General features: G+C 71.6%; 22 protein-coding genes. 12 read left to right on the forward strand and 10 right to left on the reverse strand.

What is annotated here, in order from left to right; genetic code table 11:
- Positions 1 to 26 precede the first annotated feature (26 nt).
- Positions 27 to 266 carry a hypothetical protein gene (locus OG309_RS24925; RefSeq protein WP_329423886.1) on the forward strand — a complete coding sequence of 80 codons (240 nt, stop codon included), beginning with the start codon at positions 27 to 29 and terminating at the stop codon, positions 264 to 266.
- Here OG309_RS24925 and OG309_RS24930 read toward each other — a convergent pair.
- The 4 genes from OG309_RS24930 to OG309_RS24945 all read right to left on the reverse strand — a co-directional run bounded on the left by OG309_RS24930 (position 232) and on the right by OG309_RS24945 (position 3,706).
- A complete protein-coding gene (locus tag OG309_RS24930) occupies positions 232 to 555 on the reverse strand; it encodes a DMT family transporter (RefSeq protein WP_132913642.1) in 324 nt (107 codons plus the stop codon). The two genes, OG309_RS24925 and OG309_RS24930, sit on opposite strands and share 35 nt — an antisense overlap.
- Before the next feature lie 92 nt (positions 556 to 647).
- On the reverse strand, positions 648 to 1,658 hold the full coding sequence (gene rsgA / locus OG309_RS24935; RefSeq protein WP_329423889.1) for a ribosome small subunit-dependent GTPase A: 1,011 nt from the start codon (positions 1,656 to 1,658) through the stop codon (positions 648 to 650).
- 3 nt (positions 1,659 to 1,661) lie between these two features.
- Positions 1,662 to 2,990 carry a 3-phosphoshikimate 1-carboxyvinyltransferase gene (gene aroA, locus OG309_RS24940; protein WP_329423891.1) on the reverse strand — a complete coding sequence of 443 codons (1,329 nt, stop codon included), beginning with the start codon at positions 2,988 to 2,990 and terminating at the stop codon, positions 1,662 to 1,664.
- Positions 2,991 to 3,010: 20 nt separating this feature from the next.
- Positions 3,011 to 3,706, reverse strand: coding sequence for a M50 family metallopeptidase (locus OG309_RS24945; RefSeq protein WP_329423893.1), 696 nt, complete (start codon positions 3,704 to 3,706; stop codon positions 3,011 to 3,013).
- Positions 3,707 to 3,757: 51 nt separating this feature from the next.
- On the opposite strand from OG309_RS24945, the gene OG309_RS24950 reads away from it, so the two are divergent.
- From OG309_RS24950 to def, 8 genes are all read left to right on the forward strand, one after another.
- Positions 3,758 to 4,573 carry an SOS response-associated peptidase gene (locus OG309_RS24950; RefSeq protein ID WP_329423894.1) on the forward strand — a complete coding sequence of 272 codons (816 nt, stop codon included), beginning with the start codon at positions 3,758 to 3,760 and terminating at the stop codon, positions 4,571 to 4,573.
- Between the two features lie 125 nt (positions 4,574 to 4,698).
- Complete coding sequence (locus OG309_RS24955; protein WP_329423896.1) at positions 4,699 to 5,331, forward strand: alpha/beta hydrolase family protein; 633 nt, start codon at positions 4,699 to 4,701, stop codon at positions 5,329 to 5,331.
- Between the two features lie 253 nt (positions 5,332 to 5,584).
- Entirely contained in the window at positions 5,585 to 6,238 is a 654-nt protein-coding gene (locus OG309_RS24960) for a sigma-70 family RNA polymerase sigma factor (protein WP_046907349.1), read from the forward strand.
- Complete coding sequence (gene rsrA, locus OG309_RS24965; protein ID WP_329423897.1) at positions 6,235 to 6,537, forward strand: mycothiol system anti-sigma-R factor; 303 nt, start codon at positions 6,235 to 6,237, stop codon at positions 6,535 to 6,537. The genes OG309_RS24960 and rsrA overlap by 4 nt, the downstream gene beginning before the upstream one ends.
- 155 nt (positions 6,538 to 6,692) lie before the next feature.
- Positions 6,693 to 8,114, forward strand: a complete 1,422-nt coding sequence (locus OG309_RS24970; protein WP_329428529.1) for an HD-GYP domain-containing protein — start codon at positions 6,693 to 6,695, stop codon at positions 8,112 to 8,114.
- A complete protein-coding gene (locus tag OG309_RS24975) occupies positions 8,111 to 9,370 on the forward strand; it encodes an HD-GYP domain-containing protein (RefSeq protein ID WP_329423899.1) in 1,260 nt (419 codons plus the stop codon). Before OG309_RS24970 ends, OG309_RS24975 begins: the two co-directional genes overlap by 4 nt.
- 79 nt (positions 9,371 to 9,449) lie before the next feature.
- On the forward strand, positions 9,450 to 10,430 hold the full coding sequence (locus OG309_RS24980; RefSeq protein ID WP_329423900.1) for a tetratricopeptide repeat protein: 981 nt from the start codon (positions 9,450 to 9,452) through the stop codon (positions 10,428 to 10,430).
- A 67-nt stretch (positions 10,431 to 10,497) separates the two neighbouring features.
- Entirely contained in the window at positions 10,498 to 11,130 is a 633-nt protein-coding gene (def, locus tag OG309_RS24985) for a peptide deformylase (protein WP_329423902.1), read from the forward strand.
- A gap of 76 nt (positions 11,131 to 11,206) precedes the next feature.
- Here the strand turns inward: def and OG309_RS24990 are convergent, their stop codons facing one another.
- The 4 genes from OG309_RS24990 to OG309_RS25005 are packed head-to-tail and all read right to left on the reverse strand — an operon-like array spanning position 11,207 to position 13,758.
- Positions 11,207 to 11,560, reverse strand: coding sequence for an ASCH domain-containing protein (locus tag OG309_RS24990; protein ID WP_329423904.1), 354 nt, complete (start codon positions 11,558 to 11,560; stop codon positions 11,207 to 11,209).
- Positions 11,557 to 12,672, reverse strand: coding sequence for a hypothetical protein (locus tag OG309_RS24995; RefSeq protein ID WP_329423906.1), 1,116 nt, complete (start codon positions 12,670 to 12,672; stop codon positions 11,557 to 11,559). The genes OG309_RS24990 and OG309_RS24995 overlap by 4 nt, the downstream gene beginning before the upstream one ends.
- Positions 12,673 to 12,682: 10 nt before the next feature.
- On the reverse strand, positions 12,683 to 13,135 hold the full coding sequence (locus OG309_RS25000) for an ATP-binding protein (RefSeq protein ID WP_329423908.1): 453 nt from the start codon (positions 13,133 to 13,135) through the stop codon (positions 12,683 to 12,685).
- Positions 13,136 to 13,158: 23 nt separating this feature from the next.
- Positions 13,159 to 13,758 (reverse strand): hypothetical protein, encoded by a 600-nt coding sequence (locus OG309_RS25005; RefSeq protein WP_329423910.1) that lies wholly within the window; start codon positions 13,756 to 13,758, stop codon positions 13,159 to 13,161.
- Between the two features lie 166 nt (positions 13,759 to 13,924).
- On the opposite strand from OG309_RS25005, the gene OG309_RS25010 reads away from it, so the two are divergent.
- From OG309_RS25010 to OG309_RS25020, 3 genes are all read left to right on the forward strand, one after another.
- Positions 13,925 to 14,569 (forward strand): hypothetical protein, encoded by a 645-nt coding sequence (locus OG309_RS25010; RefSeq protein WP_329423911.1) that lies wholly within the window; start codon positions 13,925 to 13,927, stop codon positions 14,567 to 14,569.
- Complete coding sequence (locus OG309_RS25015; protein ID WP_329423913.1) at positions 14,566 to 15,384, forward strand: class I SAM-dependent methyltransferase; 819 nt, start codon at positions 14,566 to 14,568, stop codon at positions 15,382 to 15,384. Before OG309_RS25010 ends, OG309_RS25015 begins: the two co-directional genes overlap by 4 nt.
- A 200-nt stretch (positions 15,385 to 15,584) precedes the next feature.
- A complete protein-coding gene (locus tag OG309_RS25020; protein ID WP_329423915.1) occupies positions 15,585 to 17,546 on the forward strand; it encodes a zinc ribbon domain-containing protein in 1,962 nt (653 codons plus the stop codon).
- A 16-nt stretch (positions 17,547 to 17,562) separates the two neighbouring features.
- Here the strand turns inward: OG309_RS25020 and OG309_RS25025 are convergent, their stop codons facing one another.
- Together OG309_RS25025 and OG309_RS25030 are read right to left on the reverse strand one after the other, a co-directional pair.
- On the reverse strand, positions 17,563 to 18,573 hold the full coding sequence (locus tag OG309_RS25025) for a ribonucleotide-diphosphate reductase subunit beta (RefSeq protein ID WP_329423917.1): 1,011 nt from the start codon (positions 18,571 to 18,573) through the stop codon (positions 17,563 to 17,565).
- Positions 18,573 to 20,936: a ribonucleoside-diphosphate reductase subunit alpha gene (locus tag OG309_RS25030; protein ID WP_329423919.1), complete on the reverse strand. Its 2,364-nt coding sequence runs from the start codon at positions 20,934 to 20,936 to the stop codon at positions 18,573 to 18,575. Before OG309_RS25030 ends, OG309_RS25025 begins: the two co-directional genes overlap by 1 nt.
- Positions 20,937 to 21,000 lie beyond the last annotated feature (64 nt).

A 21,000-nucleotide genomic window follows, 5' to 3' on the forward strand; every position in this document is an offset into this window, starting at 1 on the left:
CCCCTTCGCACACCGGAGGTTCCACCATGACGGACACCCGAGAGCCCTCGGGCGCCCTGCGCCTCGCCCTGCGGGTCGACGCGTTCACCTCGACGTCCCGGGGCGTCATCACCATGACCGCGGTGCTGCTCGCCCTGGTGTTCACCGGCACCACCGCGGGCGTCGTCGCCGCCGTCGTGCTCTTCCTGGCCTGGTGCGCCATCGGCTACGTCGGCCGCAGGCGGCAGAAGCTCAGTGGGCGGACCCCGACAGCTGGAGACCGATGACGCCCACGATCACCAGCGAGATCGAGACGATCTTGAGCGTGGAGACCAGGTCGCCCAGGAAGACCATCCCGTAGATCGCCGTCCCGGCCGCCCCGATCCCCGTCCACACCGCGTACGCCGGACCCACGTCCAGCTTGCGCAGCGCCAGCGTCAGCAGGCCGAAACTGCCCAGGGCGAAGGCCGCGAAGGCGACCGTCGGCCACAGCCGGGTGAAACCGTGCGAGAGCTTGAGGCAGACCGCGAACCCCGTCTCCAGAATCCCCGCGACCACCACCAGCAGCCACGCCATCGTCAGTGCCTCCCACGCCGTCGGTGACTGCTTCGTCTCACTTGGTGCGATTATGCACTTACCAGACGTGGGCGCCCGCAAACGTGCGCGAATCAGTCGCCTTCGCGTCGCTCCCGGGTCGCCAGCAGCCGCCGCAGCGAGTACAGCCGGGCCTGATCGGCGTGGCCCTCCTCCACCCAGGCGTCCAGCGCGCACTCCGCCTCGTCGTGGCTGCACGCCCGCGGGCAGTTCTCCGTCCCCGGTTCCAGGTCCGGGAAGGCGTGGATGACCCGCGACGGGTCCACGTGGTGCAGGCCGAAGGACCGCACACCGGGCGTGTCGATGACCCAGCCGCCGGCCTTGTCCAGCGGCAGCGCGAGCGCCGAGGTCGTGGTGTGCCGGCCCCGGCCGGTCACCGCGTTCACGTGTCCGGTGACCCGCCGCCGCTCCTCCGGCACCAGCGCGTTCACCAGCGTCGTCTTGCCGACGCCCGAGTGCCCCACGAACGCCGTCACCCGGTCGCCCAGGTGCTCCCGCACCCGGTCCGCCGCCTCGCCGTCGTACAGCTCCTCGCGGTTGACCACCACGTACGGGATGTCCAGCGCGCCGTACAGCTCCAACAGCTTCGCCGGCGGCGCCAGGTCCGACTTCGTGAGGACCAGGAAGGGGGAGAGCCCGCCGTCGTACGCCGCGACCAGGCAGCGGTCGATCAGCCGGGGGCGCGGCTCCGGGTCGGCCAGCGCGGTCACGATCGCGAGCTGGTCGGCGTTGGCCACCACCACCCGCTCGAACGGGTCGTCGTCGTCGGCCGTGCGGCGCAGCACCGAGCTGCGCTCGCCGATCCGCACGATCCGCGCCAGGGTGTCCTTCTCGCCGGACAGATCGCCCACCAGGGAGACCCGGTCGCCCACGACGGCGGCCTTGCGGCCCAGCTCGCGGGCCTTCATCGCCATCACGACCCGGTCGTCGACCAGACAGGTCAGCCGGCCACGGTCGACGGTGAGGACCATGCCCTCGACGGCGTCCTCGTGCTTGGGGCGGATGGTGGTACGGGGACGGTTGCCCTTGCGGTTGGGCCGCTGGCGGATGTCGTCCTCGTCGGTGTGCTTCCCGTAACGCCGCATGGCTCAGGCTCCGAGCATTTCGGTCCACATCCTCGGGAAGTCGGGCAAGGTCTTCTCCGTCGTCGCCACGTTCTCGATCTCCACGCCCGCGACGGCCAGGCCGACGATCGCGCCCGCGGTCGCCATCCGGTGGTCGTGGTACGTGTGGAAGACGCCGCCGCGCAGCGGGCGCGGGCGGATGTGCAGCCCGTCCTCGGTCTCCGTCACGTCACCGCCGAGCCCGTTGATCTCCTTGGTCAGGGCGGCGAGCCGGTCGGTCTCGTGGAGCCGCAGGTGGGCGACGCCGCGCAGGGTCGAGGGGGAGTCGGCGAGGGCCGCGACCGCCGCGATGCCGGGGGTCAGCTCGCCGACCTCGCCCAGGTCCACGTCGATGCCGTGGATCCGGCCGGTGCCGGTGAAGGTCAGACCCCGGTCGGTCAGCTCGCAGGAGCCGCCCATCTCGGTGAAGATCTCCCGCAGCGCGTCACCGGGCTGGGTGGTGCGCGCCGGCCAGTCCGGCACGGTCACCCGGCCGCCGGTGACCAGGGCGGCGGCCAGGAACGGCTGCGCGTTGGACAGGTCGGGCTCGACCACCAGGTCCCGCCCGAGCAGCGCGGACGGCGCCACCCGCCACACGTCGGGCCGCCCGCCGTGCTCCGGCTCGTCGACCTGCGCGCCGACCGAGCGCAGCATGTCGACGGTCATCCGGATGTGCGGCAGCGAGGGCAGCCGGCCGCCGACGTGCCGTACCTCCACGCCCTGGTTGAAGCGCGCGCCCGACAGCAGCAGGGCGCTGACGAACTGGGAGGACGAGGAGGCGTCGATCTCCACGACACCGCCCTCCAGGGAGCCGCCGCCGTGCACCGTCATCGGCAGCGCGCCGCGCCCGTCGTCGTCGATGCGGGCGCCGAGCGCGCGCAGCGCGTCGATGACCCCGTGCAGCGGGCGCTCGTGGGAGCGCGGGTCGCCGTCGAAGCGGACCGGCCCTTCGGCGAGGGCCGCGACCGGCGGCAGGAAGCGCATGACCGTGCCGGCGTTGCCGACGTCCACGGTCGCGGGGCCGCGCAGCCCGGCCGGGATGACCCGCCAGGCCTCGCCGGTGCCGTCCGGGCCCACGCCTTCCTCGATCTTCACGCCGAGGGTGCGCAGCGCCTCCGCCATCAGCAGGGTGTCGCGCGAGCGCAGCGGGCGGCGCACCCAGCCCGGCTCGGCGGCCAGCGCGGCGAGCACCAGGGCGCGATTGGTGACCGACTTCGATCCGGGCACGGTGACGGTGGCGTCCACGGCACCGTCGGCATGGGGGGCGGGCCAGAGGCCGGTGAGTGGATCGGTGTGCGCGGAGCTTTCGGTCATGCCCTCACTTTACGGGGGGACTACAGGCCCAGGAGCCAGCGTCCTCCGCCGATCAGGGAGCAGATCGAGACGGCGTGGAAGAAGAAGAGCCACAGCGCGGGATGCACATGGGTGAGCCGGCCGAGCTGGTCCGCGTCGGAGTCGGGCGCGCCTCCGTGCCGCCGCTTCGCCTGCAGTTCGAAGGCCGGCCGGACCCCGCCGAGCAACAGGAACCAGACCACCGCGTACGCGAAGGCCGACTGGACGTCCGGGCCGGTGATCCAGGACACCAGCAGGAACACGCCGCCGGTGAGCAGCACGGTGAAGATCCCGTACGCGTTGCGGACCATCACCAGCATCGCCACGAGCAGCGCGGTGGCCAGCCACAGCAGCAGCGTGATCCGGTGGGCGGACAGGAGCGCGGCGCCGCCGAGGCCCAGCAGCGGGGCGGCCGTGTAGCCGGCCGCGGCGGTGAGGATCATGCCGATGCCGGTGGGCCGTCCGCGCGAGACGGTCAGCCCGCTGGTGTCGGAGTGCAGCCGGATCGACTGGAGCCGCCGCCCCGTGGCGAGCGCGACCAGACCGTGGCCGCCCTCGTGGGCGATGGTGATCGCGTTGCGGGACAGGCGCCATATCGGGCGGGGCAGGACCGCGGCCAGCGCGGCGAGAGCCGTGGCGATCACGATCCACTGCGCGGGCGCGGCCTGCGCGTCGAACAGGCCGTGGGGGAGGCTCATCGTGGGGAAGGGCTCCTCGTGGGGGGTCGGGATCGTGGCAGTGTGGCACGCATGTGCGGACGGTATGCGGCGAGCAGGCGCCCCGAGGACCTGGTGGACGCCTTCGAGGTCGAGAAGTGGGAGCCGGAGGAGACCCTGGCCCCCGACTGGAACGTGGCCCCGACCAAGGAGGTCTACGCGATTCTGGAGCGTCCTCTGAAAGACGCGGAATCGCGCCGCCCGGTTCGCCAGATGCACGCCCTGAAGTGGGGGCTCGTGCCGTCCTGGGCGAAGAGCCCGGAGGGCGCCGCCCGGATGATCAACGCCCGCGCCGAGACCCTGCACGAGAAGCCCTCCTTCAAGAAGGCCTTCGCGGCCCGCCGTTGCATCCTGCCCGCCGACGGCTATTACGAGTGGGTGACCGGCGCGGGCGAGCGCGACCTGGAGGTGGAGGGGAAGCGGAAGCGGCCCCGCAAGCAGCCGTACTTCGTGACCCCCGCCGACGGCTCCGTCTTCGCGATGGCCGGCATATACGAGTTCTGGCGCGACCGGACCCTCCCCGACGCCCACCCCTCGGCCTGGTGGGTCACCTGCTCCGTCGTGACCACCGAGGCCGAGACCACGCCGCTGGGCGTCGCCCCCGCCGAGGGGCCCCGCTCGCTCGCCGACATCCACCCCCGGATGCCGCTGATGCTCACGCCCGACCACTGGGACGCCTGGCTGGACCCGCACCCCGCCGGCCCCGACGAGCTGCGCGCGCTGCTCGCCCCGCCGCCCGGGGGCCTGATGCGGGCCTACCCGGTGGCGACGGCGGTCAGCAACGTGCGCAACAACGGCCCCGAGCTGCTCACGGAGCTGGAGGGCCCGGAGGAGGGCACCCTCTTCTGAGGACCGCCGTACGCGGGTCTCCGTACACGGCTCTCTCCACGGGTCTGCACGGCTCTCCGTGCACGGCTCTCCGTGCGCGGGTCCCGCACGCCGGTTTTCCGTCCCCCGCGCGGCAGGATGGGCCCGTGACCAAGACCGAGATCGTTGCGACCGACGCCGGGGACGCCCGGATCACCTGGGCCGCCGCCGAGAAGCCCTGGGCCGTGCTCGCCGTCAGCCACGGCGCCGGCGGCGGCATCGAGGCCCGCGACCTGGTGGCCCTGGCCGCCGCGCTGCCCGCGCGGGGCGTGACCGTGGCCCTCGTCGAGCAGCCCTGGCGGGTGGCCGGCAAGAAGGTCGCCCCCGCGCCCAAGACCCTCGACACCGGCTGGCGCGGCCTGTGGCCCGCCCTCGCCGCCCCGGGCCTGCCGGTGATCGCCGGCGGCCGCAGCGCCGGCGCCCGGGTCGCCTGCCGCACCGCCACCGAGCTGGGCGCCGCCGCGGTGCTCGCGCTCGGCTTCCCGCTGCACCCGCCGGGCCGGCCGGAGCGCTCCCGGGCCGCCGAGCTCCTCGGCTCCGGCGTCCCCACCCTCGTCGTGCAGGGCGGCAACGACCCCTTCGGGCGGCCGGCCGAGTTCCCCGACGGCCCCTACACGCTCGCCGAGGTGCCGTACGGCGACCACGGCTTCGCCGTCCCCAAGCGCGCCCCGCTCTCCCAGGAGGAGGCCGTCGAGGTGATCGTGCGTGAAGTCACCGCGTGGATCACGTCACTTCGGTGACCGGGCGTCCCCCGCGGGAATGCCGGGCCCGGGACCGCTGTTGTGAGGGACATCGGTGCTCAGAGCAAAGGAAGAGGGAGTCCGTCGCATGGGTTCGACCATATGCCCCGAGCGTGCGCAGGCCGCTGACCTGGACTGGACTGTCCTGCCCGCGCCGAGGGTCGCCCCTGTTCGGGCGGCGGACGGAGTGGTTCCTCGTCTATCCTCCGAAGCGAGCGGGTCCGCGTTCGGGTTCGCCGCAGCGCTGGAGGAGGTGGGTCCGGTCACTGGGACCGACACAGGGACCGACGACGGCCCCGAGGAGACGACCGAGGAGCGCAACGCGCGCTTCGAGCGGGACGCCCTCGGCTACCTCGACCAGATGTACTCGGCCGCGCTGCGCATGACGCGCAATCCCGCGGACGCGGAGGACCTGGTGCAGGAGACCTACGCCAAGGCGTACGGATCCTTCCACCAGTTCCGCGAGGGCACCAACCTCAAGGCGTGGCTGTACCGGATCCTCACGAACACCTTCATCAACTCGTACCGCAAGAAGCAGCGCGAGCCGCAGCGCTCGGCCGCCGAGGAGATCGAGGACTGGCAGCTCGCCCGCGCCGAGTCGCACATGTCGACCGGTCTGCGTTCGGCCGAGTCGCAGGCCCTCGACCACCTGCCGGACTCGGACGTGAAGGAAGCGCTGCAGGCGATCCCCGAGGAGTTCCGCATCGCCGTCTATCTGGCCGATGTAGAGGGCTTTGCGTACAAGGAGATCGCGGACATCATGGGTACACCCATCGGTACGGTGATGTCCCGGCTGCACCGGGGCCGCCGCCAGCTGCGCGGCATGCTCGAGGACTACGCCCGCGACCGCGGGCTGGTTCCCGCGGGCGCCGGAGAGTCGCACGATCTGAAAGGCTCGGGCTCATGAGCTGCGGAGATCCGCACGAGACGGACTGCTCAGAGGTCCTGGACCATCTCTACGAGTTCCTCGACAGAGAGATGCCCGACACCGACTGCACCAAGTTCGAGGTGCACTTCGAGGAGTGCTCCCCGTGCCTGGAGAAGTACGGCCTCGAACAGGCGGTGAAGAAGCTGGTCAAGCGCTGCTGCGGCAGCGATGACGTCCCGGTCGACCTGCGCGCCAAGGTGATGGGCCGCATCGACCTCATCCGTTCGGGTCACACGGTGCCCGAGCAGGACGTCACGGCCGCGCCCCAGGAGCAGTAGCACCCGGGCGGCGGCACCACAGCACACCAGAACGAAGGCCGGGCGAACGCGTCGCCCGGCCTTCGGTGTGTCCATCGGTTTGTATCACCCGATGGTGCGAATCGCCCCCGGCGGCCCGACGGCGGCCGCCCAACTCGCTTAGCGTGACCGGCGTGATGGGCGTCAAGGGCATTCCGCGAACGGCACGCGCGTACATCGGCTGCGCCCTGCTCGCCGCCACCGCGGCCGTCCTGCCCGCGCTGCGCCCCGACGCCGCCACGCCCTGGCGCGCCGTACTCCTGCTCGCCGCCCTCTACGCGGTCTGCGAACTGCCCGCCCGCTGCTCCCTCGCCGCCCGGGCCCTCGGACAGGCCCCCGGCGGCGCGGCCCCGCTCACCGCCGGCTCCTTCTTCCCCGTCCTGATCGCCGCCGCGCTGCTCCTGCCGCCCGCCGCCGCCGCGCTCACCGCGCTGCCCGGCGCCGTCCTCGGCCGCGTGGAACGGCCCCCCGCCGGGGCCCGGCGCGCCTGGCGGGCCGCCCAGCTGGCCCTCGCCGTCTGGGCCGCGTCGCACGCCGCCCGGCTCTTCCGCTGCCACGCCGCCCTCGGACTCGGGCCCGACACCCCCGACTTCCCGTACGCGCTGCTGCCCGCGGGCGCCGCCGCGCTCGCCCTCTGCCTCGCCCTCACCGTCCTCGACGGCGGCATCCGCGCCACCGCCGAACAGCTCCCGCCCCGGGCCGCCTGGCGCGGACTGCTCGGCCGGGCCCTCGCCCCGCACGCCGTGCACGGGCTCGCCGGACTGATGATGGCCGTGCTCTGGCGCAGCCCGTACGGGCCGGTCGCAGCCCTCTTCGTCCTGCTGCCCATGTACATCTCCTGCTGGGTCTTCGCCCAGTACCACCGTGAGCGGGCCGCCCACCAGGCCACCATCCGGGCCCTCGTCCAGGCCGTCGACATCAAGGACCGCTACACCCGCGGCCACAGCGAACGGGTCGGCCACGCCTCCGTCCTGATCGCCCGGGAGCTCGGCATGGCCGAGGAGCGCCTGGAGGTCGTCCGCTTCGCCGGCATCCTCCACGACGTCGGCAAACTGGGCGTCCCCACCCGGGTGTTGCGCAAGGACGGGCCGCTCACCCCCGAGGAGCGCCGGATCATCGAGCTCCACCCCGAGTACGGGCACGAGATGGTCCGCGGCATCGGCTTCCTCGGCGAGGCCCGCACCGCGATCCTCCACCACCACGAACGCATGGACGGCAGCGGCTACCCGTACGGGCTCAAGGGCCGCGAGATCCCCGAGTACGCCCGGGTCGTCGCCGTCGCCGACGCCTTCGACGCCATGACCTCCACCCGCTCCTACAGCCGCGCCCGGCCCGTCGGGACCGCCCTGGCCGAGCTGGAGCGCTGCGCCGGCACCCAGTTCGACCCGCGGATGGTCGACGCCCTCGCCCGCGCCCTCGCCCGGGAGGGCTGGCAGACCGAGGTCACCGCCGACGAGACCACCGCCCCACTGCCCGGAGCCCGCACCCCGCCGCCCGACGGGACCGCCGCGCCGCCCCCGCCCGCCGTGCGCGCCCGGTCCGCGCAGGAGCACGCGTGAGCACCGGCCGTGCCACCGTCGGCGCCGTGCGCGCCCTCGCCCTGCTGCTGACCCTCGCCGGCATCGGCGCCACGCTCTGGCAGGGCGTCGACGACCCCGGCGCCGCCCTCGCCTTCGGCACCCTCATCGCCCTGGGCGAGCTGACCCGCTGGGGCGCCCGGCCCGGTGAACGGGAACCCGCCCCGCTCGCCGCCGCCGGAGCCCTCGCCTACGCCCTGCTCGGCGAGAACGCCGGCCACAGCACCACCCACGGCGTCCTGCAGACCGTCGCCGTCACCGTCGCGGGCGGCCTCGCCGGGATCGTCCCGCACGTGGCCCGGGGCCGCGGGCCCGACCCCGACCAGCTGGCCCGCCGCGTCCTCACCGTCGGCTTCGCCGCCCTCTGCTTCCAGCCGCTCTTCAACACCGGCGCCGTCACCGCCCGCCTCGGCCACGGCCCCTCGTACGCCCTGTTCCTGCTCCTGCTGCTCCTCCTCACGGCCCTCTGCGACGCCGTCCTCGCCGCCCTGCTGCACCGCGCCCGCACCGGTCACCCCTACGGCCCGCTCCTGCGCGACCGGCTGCGCGCCCTGCCCGGCATCGGCTCCGCGGTCTGCGCCACCGGCACCGTCATGGCCCTCGGCGTGGCCGTCGCCGGACTGTGGGCGCTGCCCGTCTTCGCCGTGCCGCTGCTCCTCACCCAGGTCTCCTACCGGCGGTACGCGGCCGTGCGCACCACCGACCGGCAGACCATCGCCTCGCTGGCCCGGGCCACCGAGATCGCCGGCTGCACCCCGCAGGGCCACGCCCGCCGGGTCGCCGAGCTGAGCCGGGCCGTCGGCCGCGAGCTGGGCCTCTCCGGCGCCGAGCTGACCGTCCTCGAATACGCGGCGCTCATGCACGACATCGGACAGCTCTCCCTGGTCGACCCCGTCGAGGGCGGTGCCACCGCCCTGCTGCCCGCCGAGGAACAGCGCAGGATCGCCCTGCTCGGCGGGGCCGTGGTCCGGCAGACCGGGGTCGCGACGGCCGTCGCGATCGTCGTGGAACGCCAGGCCGACCCGTACCGGGACCAGCCGCTGCCCGCCCGGATCGTCCGGGCCGTCAACGCCTACGACGACCTCGCCGCCACCACCGCGGGCGGCGGCCTCGGCGCCCTGGAACGCCTCCGGCTCGGCACCGCCCGCGACTACCACCCCGATGTCGTCGAATCCCTCGCCAGGGTGCTCGCCCGCGGCGGTGCCCCCAGGGGCATCGCCCCAGTCCCACCGGGGTAACCCATGGGTAATGAGCGCGCGTCCGACCGGGCATGGTTGGATGCGAACAAGAGGGTGAAGCGACCGGCAGGCGGGAATCGTGAGGATCTTCGGGAAGGTACGGCATCGGCCCTCCGCCTCGTGGCGGCAGGCCACCGACCGCGCGTTCACGCTGATCGGTGACGGCCGGTACGAGGACGCGGGCGCACTGTTGACGCGTGCGGCGGACCTGGAGCCCTGGCTCTCGGAGTCCTGGTTCAACCTGGCCCTGCTGCACAAGTTCCGGCACGACTGGGAGCAGGCCCGGGCCGCCGGGCTGCGCGCGGTCGCCCTGCTCGACAAGGAGACCGGCGCCCCCGACTGGTGGAACGTCGGCATCGCCGCCACCGCGCTCCAGGACTGGCCGCTGGCCCGCCGCGCCTGGCAGGCCTACGGGCTGAAGGTCCCGGGCGCCGCCGCCGGCACCGGCGAGCCGGCCGGCATGGAGCTCGGCAGCGCGGCCGTGCGGCTCTCCCCGGAGGGCGAGGCCGAGGTCGTGTGGGGCCGCCGGCTCGACCCGGCCCGGATCGAGGTCCTGTCCATCCCGCTGCCGTCCTCGGGCCGCCGCTGGGGCGAGGTCGTCCTGCACGACGGCGTGCCGAACGGCGAGCGGACCACCAGCGCGGGCCCCTCGTACCCCGTCTTCGACGAGATCGAGCTGTGGGCGCCGTCGCCGGTCCCGACCTGGGTGGTCCTCCTGGAGGCCGCCACCGAGGCCGACCGGGACGCCCTGGAGCAGCTCGCCGCCGACGCCGGCTTCGCGGCCGAGGACTGGTCCTCCTCCGTGCGGCTGCTCTGCCGGGCCTGCTCGGAGTCGACCATGCCCAGCGCCGAGGGCGAGGGCGAGCACCTGGACCCCCACGACCACAGCGAACCGGGCCACCCGGGCCCGCTCGGCCACCGCTCGCCCGGCGAGCTGTGGGTGCCGGAGCGCGAGTGCGGCATCGCCGCCCCGCCCGGCCTGGTCCGCGGGCTGCTCGACGGCTGGGTCGCGGACAGCCCGGACAGCCGTGAGTGGCGTGATCTCGAAGAGGTCTGCTGAGGCGACGGCCCAGGGCCCGTAGGCTGTCCTCCGACGGAATCGGGTTTTCAGAAGGGCGCGGCCGGACATGGCGCAGCAGGAGACGGACCAGCAGGTCGAGAACGACGGTTTCGTCGTGGACACGGAGGAGTGCGAGGAGCGTGAGCTCGCGCACCGTGAGCGGGGCACCTCGCGTCCGATCACGGTCTTCGGCAACCCCGTGCTCCACCGGGAGTGCAAGGACGTCACCGAGTTCGGCGACGAGCTGGCCCAGCTGATCGACGACATGTTCGCCAGCCAGAAGACCGCCGAGGGCGTCGGCCTGGCCGCCAACCAGATCGGCGTGGACCAGAAGGTCTTCGTCTACGACTGCATGGACGACGAGGGCGTCCGGCACGTCGGCCACGTGGTCAACCCGGTCCTGCAGGAGCTGCCCGCCGACCGCCGCGTCCTCGACGAGTCCAACGAGGGCTGCCTCTCGGTGCCCACCGCGTACGCCGAGCTCGCCCGTCCGGACTACGCCGAGGTCCACGGCCAGGACTCCCAGGGCAACGCGATCAAGGTGCGCGGCACCGGCTACTTCGCCCGCTGCCTCCAGCACGAGACGGACCACCTGTACGGCTACCTGTACATCGACCGCCTCTCCAAGCGGGACCGCAAGGACGCCCTGCGCCAGATGGAAGAGGGCACCCCGCGCTACCCGGTCGTCGCGAACGACTGACCCGGGCTTCCCCGGATACGCCGAAGGGCCCCGCTCGTTTGACTACGAGCTGGGCCCGTTCTGTTTTTGCGAGCTGTTAGGTGGCGCGCTTGATCTCGATGGCGAGGGCTCCGAGGGCTTCCTTATCGGGGCCGTAGATCGTGCGGATGTTGGCGAGTTGCTGGTCGCGGGTGGCGGTCGGGTTGCTGTTGGACGGGCCCTCGCCGTCGAGGAGGGCTTCGAAGTCGGGGTACTCGGTGACCCGGAGGACCTCGACATCGCAGGTCTCGTCCGTGCCCTTGATGCGGAAGCGGATGGTGTCGCCGGCGGCGAGGTCCGCGAGGTGCGGGTACTTGACCCGCACTTCGATGGTCTTGGTGCCTGCGGCGACGAGTTCGAAGTACTGGCGGTAGAGGTTGAGCTCGCGGACGCGGGCGGTGCGGTCGGTCATCGGGAGGGAACGCTCCTGGGGGACGGTGCGGTGATCAGGCGGCCGATCTCGGCGGCCGAGTACGAGCGGAAGAAGTGGCGGGGGTCGGAGAGCAGCGTCTCGGTCATGGCGAGCAGTTGGTCGGCGTACTCGGTGACGGTGCCGGGCCACTGCCGGGTGTCGAGCATCCAGGGGGCGGCTCCCTCGGGCAAGGGGGCACGGCCTTCTCGTATGAGGGATTTCGACAGCTTGGCGCCGGTGTCGGTGACGACCTGGGGGCAGAACAGGCGGGCCGGGAGCTGGGTGCGTGTGAGGCCCACGGCCTGGAGGGCCTCGTCGACGAGGTGTGAGCCGAAGACCCAGTCGCCGCCCTTGATCATGACGTGCAGTGTGCCCTGGGGACTGGTCAGGGCGAGTTCCTTGACCAGGTTGCGGTAGAGGGTGGCCAGGTCGAGGTAGCCGCCGGTGGTGGGTGTGAGGGTGGCCTCGTACGGGCCGTGGTGGAGGCAGACGGCGGAGATTCGCGCCGACTCGGGGTTAGCGAGATGGACCCGGGTGCGTTCGGCGTGCTTCTCGGCCCAGCCACAGCCGGGGTGCGGGCAGGGGACGCGGAGGTGCGGGGTGCCGGTGGAGGGGGCGAGCCACCAGCGGGCGGCGTCGATGCGGGGGAGGAGCCGGAGCCACGTGCGGCGGTAGTGCTTGCTGGCCTGTTGCTGTGTGTACGTCTCGATGTGGTGCGGGATGCCCAAGAGCCTGGACAGAGTGGTGAAGAGGGGCTGGTAGAGGGTGGTGACGAGGTCGATCAGGGCCTGCTCGCCGAGGGCTTGGGCGTAGGCGCGCTGGTAGCGGTGGCCGCTGACCGGGTCGGTGGCCAGCTCGTGCGGGGCGTTGTCGAGGGCACTGAACAGCACCTCGGTGGGGAGGCCGAAGCGGTCACGCAGGCGGGCGGCCATGGCGAAGGCCAGGGACTGCACGAGTGAGGTGCCGATGTGCGGGGCGCCGTTGATCTGGGTGCCGACGACCAACACGATGCGCTCGGGCGGGGCGGCCAGGATGCGCGGGGTCAGGACGTCCTCGGCGTGGAGGAGGGCGTTGGCGAGGACGGTGTTCGGCGAGACGGGGTGCGTGGTCATGTTGTGGCCCCTAGGGTTCGGTGCTTCGGTCGAACGCAGCCCAGACGCACTTTCCGGGCCCCGTCCTCTCCTTCACGCCCCAGCTGTTCGCCGTAGCCGAGACGATCAGCAGGCCGCGACCGTCGACGGCGGACTCCTCGGGAACGCGCTGCGTCGGCGTGTTCTCGCCGCTGTCGTGGATCTCGATCCGCAGTTCCTCGTCGAGGGACTCGACGCGTACGAGGACGAGGCGGCCCACGGGCGCCCCGTGGAGCACGGCGTTGGTGACGAGTTCCGAGGTGCACAGCCTCATGTCGTCGAGGCGGCTCGTCTCACCCCATTCGGTCAGCGTGGCGGCGACGAAGTCGCGAGCGGTACGCGGGGTGGTCCGGCGGCGGGGGAACAGCATGGTGCGGTGCCGACCCGTGCCCGGAAGGAGGTCCGGGGCGGCGTCGGTCGCCTGGTTGGTGAGTCTGCTTGCCATGGTCAACAGCAAAGCGGCTTAACTCATTTGGGTCGGGAGCCAGCACGGGGGCCAAGGCAGGGGCCACTATGGGGGCCAGAGGTCACGTGTTCCTGGGGGACGGCATGGGCGACACCGGGATCGGCGCCTTGCTCGTCCGGCTGCGCACCGCGCGCGGCTGGAGCCAGCAGAGGGTCGCCGACGAGTACAACGTCCTGGAGGGGCGTTCGGCGAAGACCGGCAAGGAGATCGGACGCTACGAGCGCGAAGCGCGGATCCCCATTCCCTATGCCCGGAAGTACCTGGCGCAGGTCTTCGGTATCGACGTCGCGCAACTCGACCAGGCTGTGGCAGTCAGCAAGGGCCGGCGGGACGACCCCGGCGGCGGCGAGGTCGCGCTGCCCGCGCCGGCGCCTGCGGCTTCTTGTGCCGGTGGTGATCGCCTGTCCGAGGACGCAGCGCGTTCGGCGGACTTCGCCCGCTTCATCGCGCAGCGGAACGCCGACGAGTTCGTCGTAGAGCAGCTGGAGGCGGATGTCGGCAGGCTCGCCCGTACGTACGTCAGCCACCCGTTGATGGAGCAGTACGTCGAGATCAGGCGGATACGGGACGGGGTGTTCGAGCTGCTGCGCGGGCGCCAGCACCCCCGGCAGACCACTGACCTACCTCTCCGCTGCTCGCCTCTGCGGCCTGTCCGCGCACGTCTGCCTCGATCTCGGCGACTACGACTCTGCCGCCACCCATGCCCGTACCGCACGGGCCTGTGCCGAGGCGGCCGGGCACGAGGGGATGCTGGCCTGGGTACGGGCCGTGGAGTCGTTGATCGCGTACTGGACAGGGCGGTACGAGCAGGCGGCCCGGCTGGCCCAGGTCGGCCGGCGGCACAGGGCGAGCGGCAGCATCGGCGCACGGCTGGCGAGTCTGGAGGCGCGGGCGTTGGCGATAGTCGGCGACTCGGCAGGGGCGCTCGCCGCCCTGGCGGACGCCGAACGATCCCGTGAGGCGGTCTCGGGGCGGGACGAGATGCCAGGAGTCTTCGACTTCCCAGTCGCCAAGCAGTTCGCGTACGCCGGAACGACCCTTCTGGCCGTAGGCGGACAGCAGCACGTTCAGAAGGCCATCTTCAGCGCGGGGACGGCAATTCGGCTCTATCGCAGTGCGGATGGTGATGACCAGTCCGTGGGAGACCTCTTCGCCTCGCACCTCGACCTCGCCCGCGGCCATCTGCTCCTGGACGACCTGGATGGCGCCGAGGAGATGCTCGGCTTTGTCCTTATGGCCTCGCCGGAGCGCATGTCGGCCAGCATCGTGCGCCGGCTCACCGTTCTCGGGCGGGAGCTGGAAGGGCCGCAGTACGGTGGAGCCGCTCAGGCGGTACACCTGCGCGACCGACTCCAGCACACGGCCGTCCGTGCGTCCCTTCCCGCCGCCCATCCTCCGGAGTTGCCGACGTGACCGACCTGTCCGCCGCCCACGATGCCGCTGTCACCGACCGGGCCCGCCTGGCGGGCAGCGCCTACAACGGAGACCGGGACCTGGCTGCACGGCAGTCGCTCTACCAGTGGCAGACGCCCCGGTACGACCTGCCCGGCCTCGTCGCCGATCAGCTGGGCGACGTACGCGGCCGGGTTGTCGACATCGGCTGCGGCAACGGCAAGTTCATCCAGCGACTTCGACAGGACCGTCCGGACCTGTCCCTGCTCGGCCTCGACATCGCGCCCGGCATCCTTGCCGGCGTCCCCGGCCCGGTCGCCGTGGCGGACGCCACGCGGCTTCCGCTGGCGGCCGGGAGCGTCGACGCCGTTCTCGCGCTGCACATGCTCTACCACGTACCCGACATTCCCCAGGCGGTCAGGGAGCTGGCCCGGGTCGTGGCCAGCGACGGGCTGGTGGTCGCCTCCACCAACAGCGACCGCGACAAGGCCGAACTCGACGACCTCTGGCAGCGGGCCGCCGGCGACGTCCTCGGCATCGATCGTGGTCCGGCCCGCATCTCGCTCAGCGCCCGCTTCTCCCTGGAGAAGGCCCCGGCCTTCCTCCGTGAGGAGTTCAGCCGTGTGGAGGTCGCCGAACTGCCGGGGACCATCACGGTCCGCGACCCCGAGCCGGTCATCGCCCACATGGTCTCCTATCGCGCCTGGTCGGATCAGCACGACGTGCCCTTTGACGCGACCATTGACCGGGCCCGTGCCCTCGTCGCCGGCCACATCGACCGCAACGGCGCGTACGAGATCACCTGCCTCGGCGGCATCCTCGTCTGCCAGCGGTGACTGGCACTCACCACGTTCATGGACGCATGCACGAATGAACGTGTGTTCCCGTGTTCGCGCATTCTGGTGAGCCTGTGCGCAATGTGCCTGGGTGTACGGGGTGCCCTCTAGGTTGGGCGTGTTGGGCTCGGGTCGCGCCAAGGGAGACGGTTGTGCTGGCTGCTCAAGCGTCACAGCGGTTCCGGGGGCGGAATCGGGGGGTGAAGTGGACCAAGCCCGACGATGGAATGGTGTCGGTAATGGTGCTGCCTCTGGCCGTCACCGACCCTGCTGACCTGGAGCGGCTGGAGAAGCTGTTCGGCGCGATGTGGAGCATCAAGCGGGCACTCCAACGGGACGCCCGCGCCAAAGTGGACGCATACTGGGCCGCCAGGCATGAGCGGGGTCGCGAGGGAGCGAACAGAGTGCGGCAGCGCCTTGGGCTTACCCGAGAGGCGTTGGAGCGGCGCGCGTACAAGCACTTGGAGGACGCTGGGCATCTGAAGCACCACGTCTCCAAGGCATTGGCCATGCACATGGCTGACGAAGTATGGAACGGCGTATCCCGCCATCTGGTCACGGACTCCACCGGCCAGAGGCACGGACGCCCGAAGGTCGGTCGATGGCACGACTTCACGCGGATTCCAGGCCGAGCCCGGTCCCACACCACCGCGAACAAGTGGGAGACGTTCCGGCTGGCCGGTACTTTGCGGGGCCACACCAAGGCCTACACGGGCTGCAACCGGCATGAGCTGATGCAGCCCCGCCGGATGCCGAAGCCTTCGAAACCTACCGGCAACGTGCCCACGGGCAGGAACACAGCCTCGGGCAAGCCAGGAACGCGGAAGGCGACCTGGTGGGACCACACCGGCCCGCTTGCCGTGGTTTTCGTCGGCGGCCCCGACTCTCAGCGGGGCGAGCTCGTGCTCCCCGTTCGCGTCCCGCAGGGCCCAGGCCAGCGGGCCCACGCCGAGCACTTTCTCGCCGCCTCTGGGCGTTGGCACAAGGTGGACCTTGTCCGTCGCCACAAGGCTTCCGCGTCAGGCGGCTGGGTCTATGAAGCGCACCTGATGGTCCTCGGTCCCGGATATGCGTCTCCCGCCGTACAAGAGATGCGCAGGCAGGCGACTGCTCTGGACAGGGTCGGAGGCGTGGATGGCAACGTGTCCAACCTGTCGATCGTGTCCTTCCCGACCAGCTTGGATCCGGTCGACGGCGGCCCGGCGTCCTCGGAGATCACGCTCACCAACGCGGAAGAGAGCCGGCTGGAGACGGAGGCGAAGAAGCGGCGGGGGCGTGCGCGGGCGCTGGAACGCTCCCGTCGTTCCACCAACCGCACGCAGTACGGGTTATCGAAGAAGCAGCAAAGCCGGGCCGAACGAAGGCTCTGCAAGGGGTTGCCTGCCAAGTCCGTCGCTGTGCCCGGCGGCGCCCGTGCGGCACGCTCCGATGGGGTGCCGAAGCGGGCACACAAGCGCGACCTTCTGTCTGCCAGATACCTTGAGCTGCGCGCCCGGCAGGCCGAAGAAGCGACCAGCGCCGCCGAGTACCGGCGCTACCGCGCTCGCCAGCTCGCGCGCGAGATCGTCGCTGTCCACAGCCCGAACCTAACGGTGGAAGATTGCGACGTCCGTACCTGGTATCGACTGTGGGGGAAGAGCCTGTCGCGGACCACACCAGGCTTGCTCATCAAAGCCCTGGAGATCGAATGTCGGGCAGCAGGCGGCCGTCTTGCACGCGTCTCCACCTGGTCCACCGCTCTGTCTCAGCACTGCCTGTGCGGCGAGCGTGTCACGAAGACCCTGCGAGACCGCGAACACAGATGCACCGCCTGTGGCCTCGTAGGCAAGCGCGACCTCGTATCCGCCGCTCTTGCCGCGTTCGTCCGCCCTACCGACGCGGCAGTTCCTACCACCACGCGCCTGGATACCATCGCGTCCCGAATCGCGCAGATCGTCTTCAACGAAGGGCTGGAAGAAGCCCTGCGGGAGTCAACCACACCGTGCCAGAACATCCCTCGGGGTGCTGGCCGCGTGGCAGTCCCACGGCAACGTGGCACCTCTGCTCCCCGAACCGCCGAACGGCGAGGCCGAGCAACCCCAGATGAGACACGCCCTCGGCGTGACCACACTGGAGCGCCCGGCCCCCGCCACGGCTGCGATCCGCAGCTCACCCTTTGGTGAAATGACGGACCGAGTCTTAGAAGTCCTCGTCCAGGTCCACCGAGCCCTCGACCGCCACCTGGTAGGCGGACGGGCGGCGCTCGAAGAAGTTGGTCAGCTCCTGGACGCCCTGGAGCTCCATGAACGCGAACGGGTTCTCCGAGCCGAACACCGGCGCGAAGCCCAGGCGGGTGAGCCGCTGGTCGGCGACGCACTGGAGGTACTCGCGCATCGACTCGGTGTTCATGCCCGGCAGGCCCTCACCGCACAGGTCGCGGCCGAACTGGAGCTCCGCCTCGACGGCCTCCCGCAGCATCGCGGTGACCTGCGCCTGGAGCTCGTCGTCGAAGAGCTCGGGCTCCTCCTTGCGGACGGTGTCCACGACCTCGAAGGCGAAGTTCATGTGCATCGTCTCGTCGCGGAACACCCAGTTGGTGCCGGTCGCCAGGCCGTGCAGCAGACCGCGGGACCGGAACCAGTACACGTACGCGAAGGCGCCGTAGAAGAACAGGCCCTCGATGCAGGCGGCGAAGCAGATCAGGTTGAGCAGGAAGCGCCGGCGGTCGGCCTGCGTCTCCAGACGGTCGATCTTCTCGACCGAGTCCATCCACCTGAAGCAGAACTGCGCCTTCTCGCGGATCGACGGGATGTTCTCGACGGCCGCGAAGGCCGCCGCCCGGTCCTCCGGGTCGGGGAGGTAGGTGTCGAGCAGCGTCAGATAGAACTGGACGTGCACGGCCTCCTCGAAGAGCTGGCGCGAGAGGTAGAGCCGCGCCTCGGGCGAGTTGATGTGCTTGTAGAGCGTCAGGACCAGGTTGTTGGCCACGATCGAGTCGCCGGTCGCGAAGAAGGCGACCAGGCGGCCGATCATGTGCTGCTCACCCGGGGTGAGCTTGGCGAGGTCGGCGACGTCCGAGTGGAGGTCGACCTCCTCCACGGTCCAGGTGTTCTTGATCGCGTCCCGGTAGCGCTCGTAGAAGTCCGGGTAGCGCATGGGACGGAGGGTCAGTTCGAAGCCCGGGTCGAGCAGGTTCTTGGTCTCGGACATCACTGGCAGGCCTCGCAGGACTCGGGGTTCTCAAGGGAGCAGGCGACGGCGTCGGGGTCGGCGACCTGCTGGACGGGGATGGTGGCGGCGGCCTGCGCGGCGCGGGCGATCCGGGTCGCCGGGCGCGAGCGCAGGTAGTACGTGGTCTTCAGGCCCTGCTTCCAGGCGTACGCGTACATCGACGACAGCTTGCCGATGGTCGGCGTCTCCAGGAACAGGTTCAGCGACTGCGCCTGGTCCAGGAACGGGGTGCGGGCGGCGGCCATGTCGATCAGGCCGCGCTGCGGGATCTCCCAGGCCGTGCGGTACAGCTCGCGCACTTCGGCCGGCACCCAGGTGAAGCCGGCCACCGAGCCGTTGGCGTCGCGCAGCGCCTCACGGGTCTGCGCGTCCCACACGCCGAGGCGCTTCAGCTCGTCCACGAGGTACGAGTTGACCTGGAGGAACTCGCCGGACAGCGTCTCGCGCTTGAACAGGTTGGAGACCTGCGGCTCGATGCACTCGTAGACGCCGGCGATCGAGGCGATGGTCGCGGTCGGCGCGATGGCGAGGAGGAGGCTGTTGCGCATGCCGACGGCGGCGATCCGCTCGCGCAGCGCGGCCCAGCGCTCCGGCCAGTTCAGCTCGACGTCGAAGTGGTCCGGGTGCAGCACACCGCGGGCCGTGCGGGTCTTGTCCCAGGCGGGCAGCGGGCCGTTGCGCTCGGCGAGGTCGGCGGAGGCCTCGTACGCGGCCAGCATGATCCGCTCGGCGATCCGGGTGGACAGCGCGCGGGCCTCGGCCGAGTCGAAGGGCAGCTTCAGCTTGAAGAAGACGTCCTGGAGGCCCATCGCGCCCAGGCCCACCGGACGCCAGCGGGCGTTGGAGCGGCCGGCCTGCTCGGTCGGGTAGAAGTTGATGTCGACGACCCGGTCGAGGAAGGTGACGGCGGTGCGCACGGTCTCGTCGAGCCGCGCCCAGTCGATCTGCCCGCCGTCGGCTCCTTCCCGGACGAAGGCGCCGAGGTTGACCGAGCCGAGGTTGCAGACGGCCGTCTCGCCGTCGTCGGTGACCTCGATGATCTCGGTGCAGAGGTTCGAGGAGTGGACGACGGAGCCCGGCTCGGCGGTCTGGTTGGCGGTCCGGTTGGAGGCGTCCTTGAAGGTCATCCAGCCGTTGCCGGTCTGCGCGAGGGTGCGCATCATCCGGCCGTACAGGTCACGGGCCGGCATGGACTTCTTGGCCAGGCCCGCCGCCTCCGCCTTGTGGTACGCGGCGTCGAACTCCTCGCCGTACAGGTCGACCAGCTCGGGCACGTCGGCCGGCGAGAAGAGCGACCACTCGGCGTCCGCGTTGACCCGGCGCATGAACTCGTCCGGGATCCAGTGCGCCAGGTTCAGGTTGTGCGTACGGCGGGCGTCCTCGCCGGTGTTGTCGCGGAGCTCCAGGAACTCCTCGATGTCCGCGTGCCAGGTCTCCAGGTAGACCGCGGCGGCGCCCTTGCGGCGGCCGCCCTGGTTCACCGCGGCGACGGAGGCGTCCAGCGTCTTCAGGAACGGCACGATGCCGTTGGAGTGCCCGTTGGTGCCGCGGATCAGCGAACCCCGGGCGCGGATGCGGGAGTACGACAGGCCGATGCCGCCCGCGTGCTTCGACAGGCGCGCGACCTGGTGGTAGCGGTCGTAGATGGAGTCCAGCTCGTCCTGCGGGGAGTCCAGCAGGTAGCAGGAGGACATCTGCGGGTGGCGGGTGCCGGAGTTGAAGAGCGTGGGGGAGGAGGGCAGGTAGTCGAGCCGGCTCATCAGCCCGTACAGCGCCGCCACCTCGTCCACGGCGCGCACCGACTCGTCCTCGGCCAGACCGCACGCGACGCGCAGCATGAAGTGCTGCGGGGTCTCGATGACCTGGCGGGTGATCGGGTGCCGCAGCAGGTAGCGGGAGTAGAGGGTGCGCAGGCCGAAGTAGCCGAAGCGGTCGTCACCGGCCGCGTCGATCAGCGCGTCGAGGCGCGCGGTGTGCGTGGCGACGAACGCGGCCGTGCGGTCGGCGATCAGGCCCTCGCGGTGGCCGACGGCGACGGAGGCCGAGAAGGAGAGCGCGCCCTGGCCCGCCGCCTCGTCGGTGATGGTGAGGGTGAGCAGCCGGGCGGCGAGCCGGGAGTACGCCGGGTCCTCGGCGATGAGTCCGGCGGCGGCCTCGGTGGCCAGCTCGCGCAGCTCCGCCTCGTCCGAACCGGCGCTGCGGCCGCGCAGGGCGGCGGCGGCGACCTTGCCGGGGTCGGTGTCCGGGAGGTCGGCGGTGAGATCGGTCAGGACCCGCAGCAGCACGGTGCCGGGGCCGTCGGTCTCGATCGCTGCGGCCGGATCGGCGGGCGCGATGGTCACGTGGGGGCTCTCCCTCGCTCGGCTCGGAGCCAGGACGGGAGGCGGGAACGGGCGGCCGTACGCA

Source organism: Streptomyces sp. NBC_01268, from assembly GCF_036240795.1.
GTDB lineage: Bacteria > Actinomycetota > Actinomycetes > Streptomycetales > Streptomycetaceae > Streptomyces.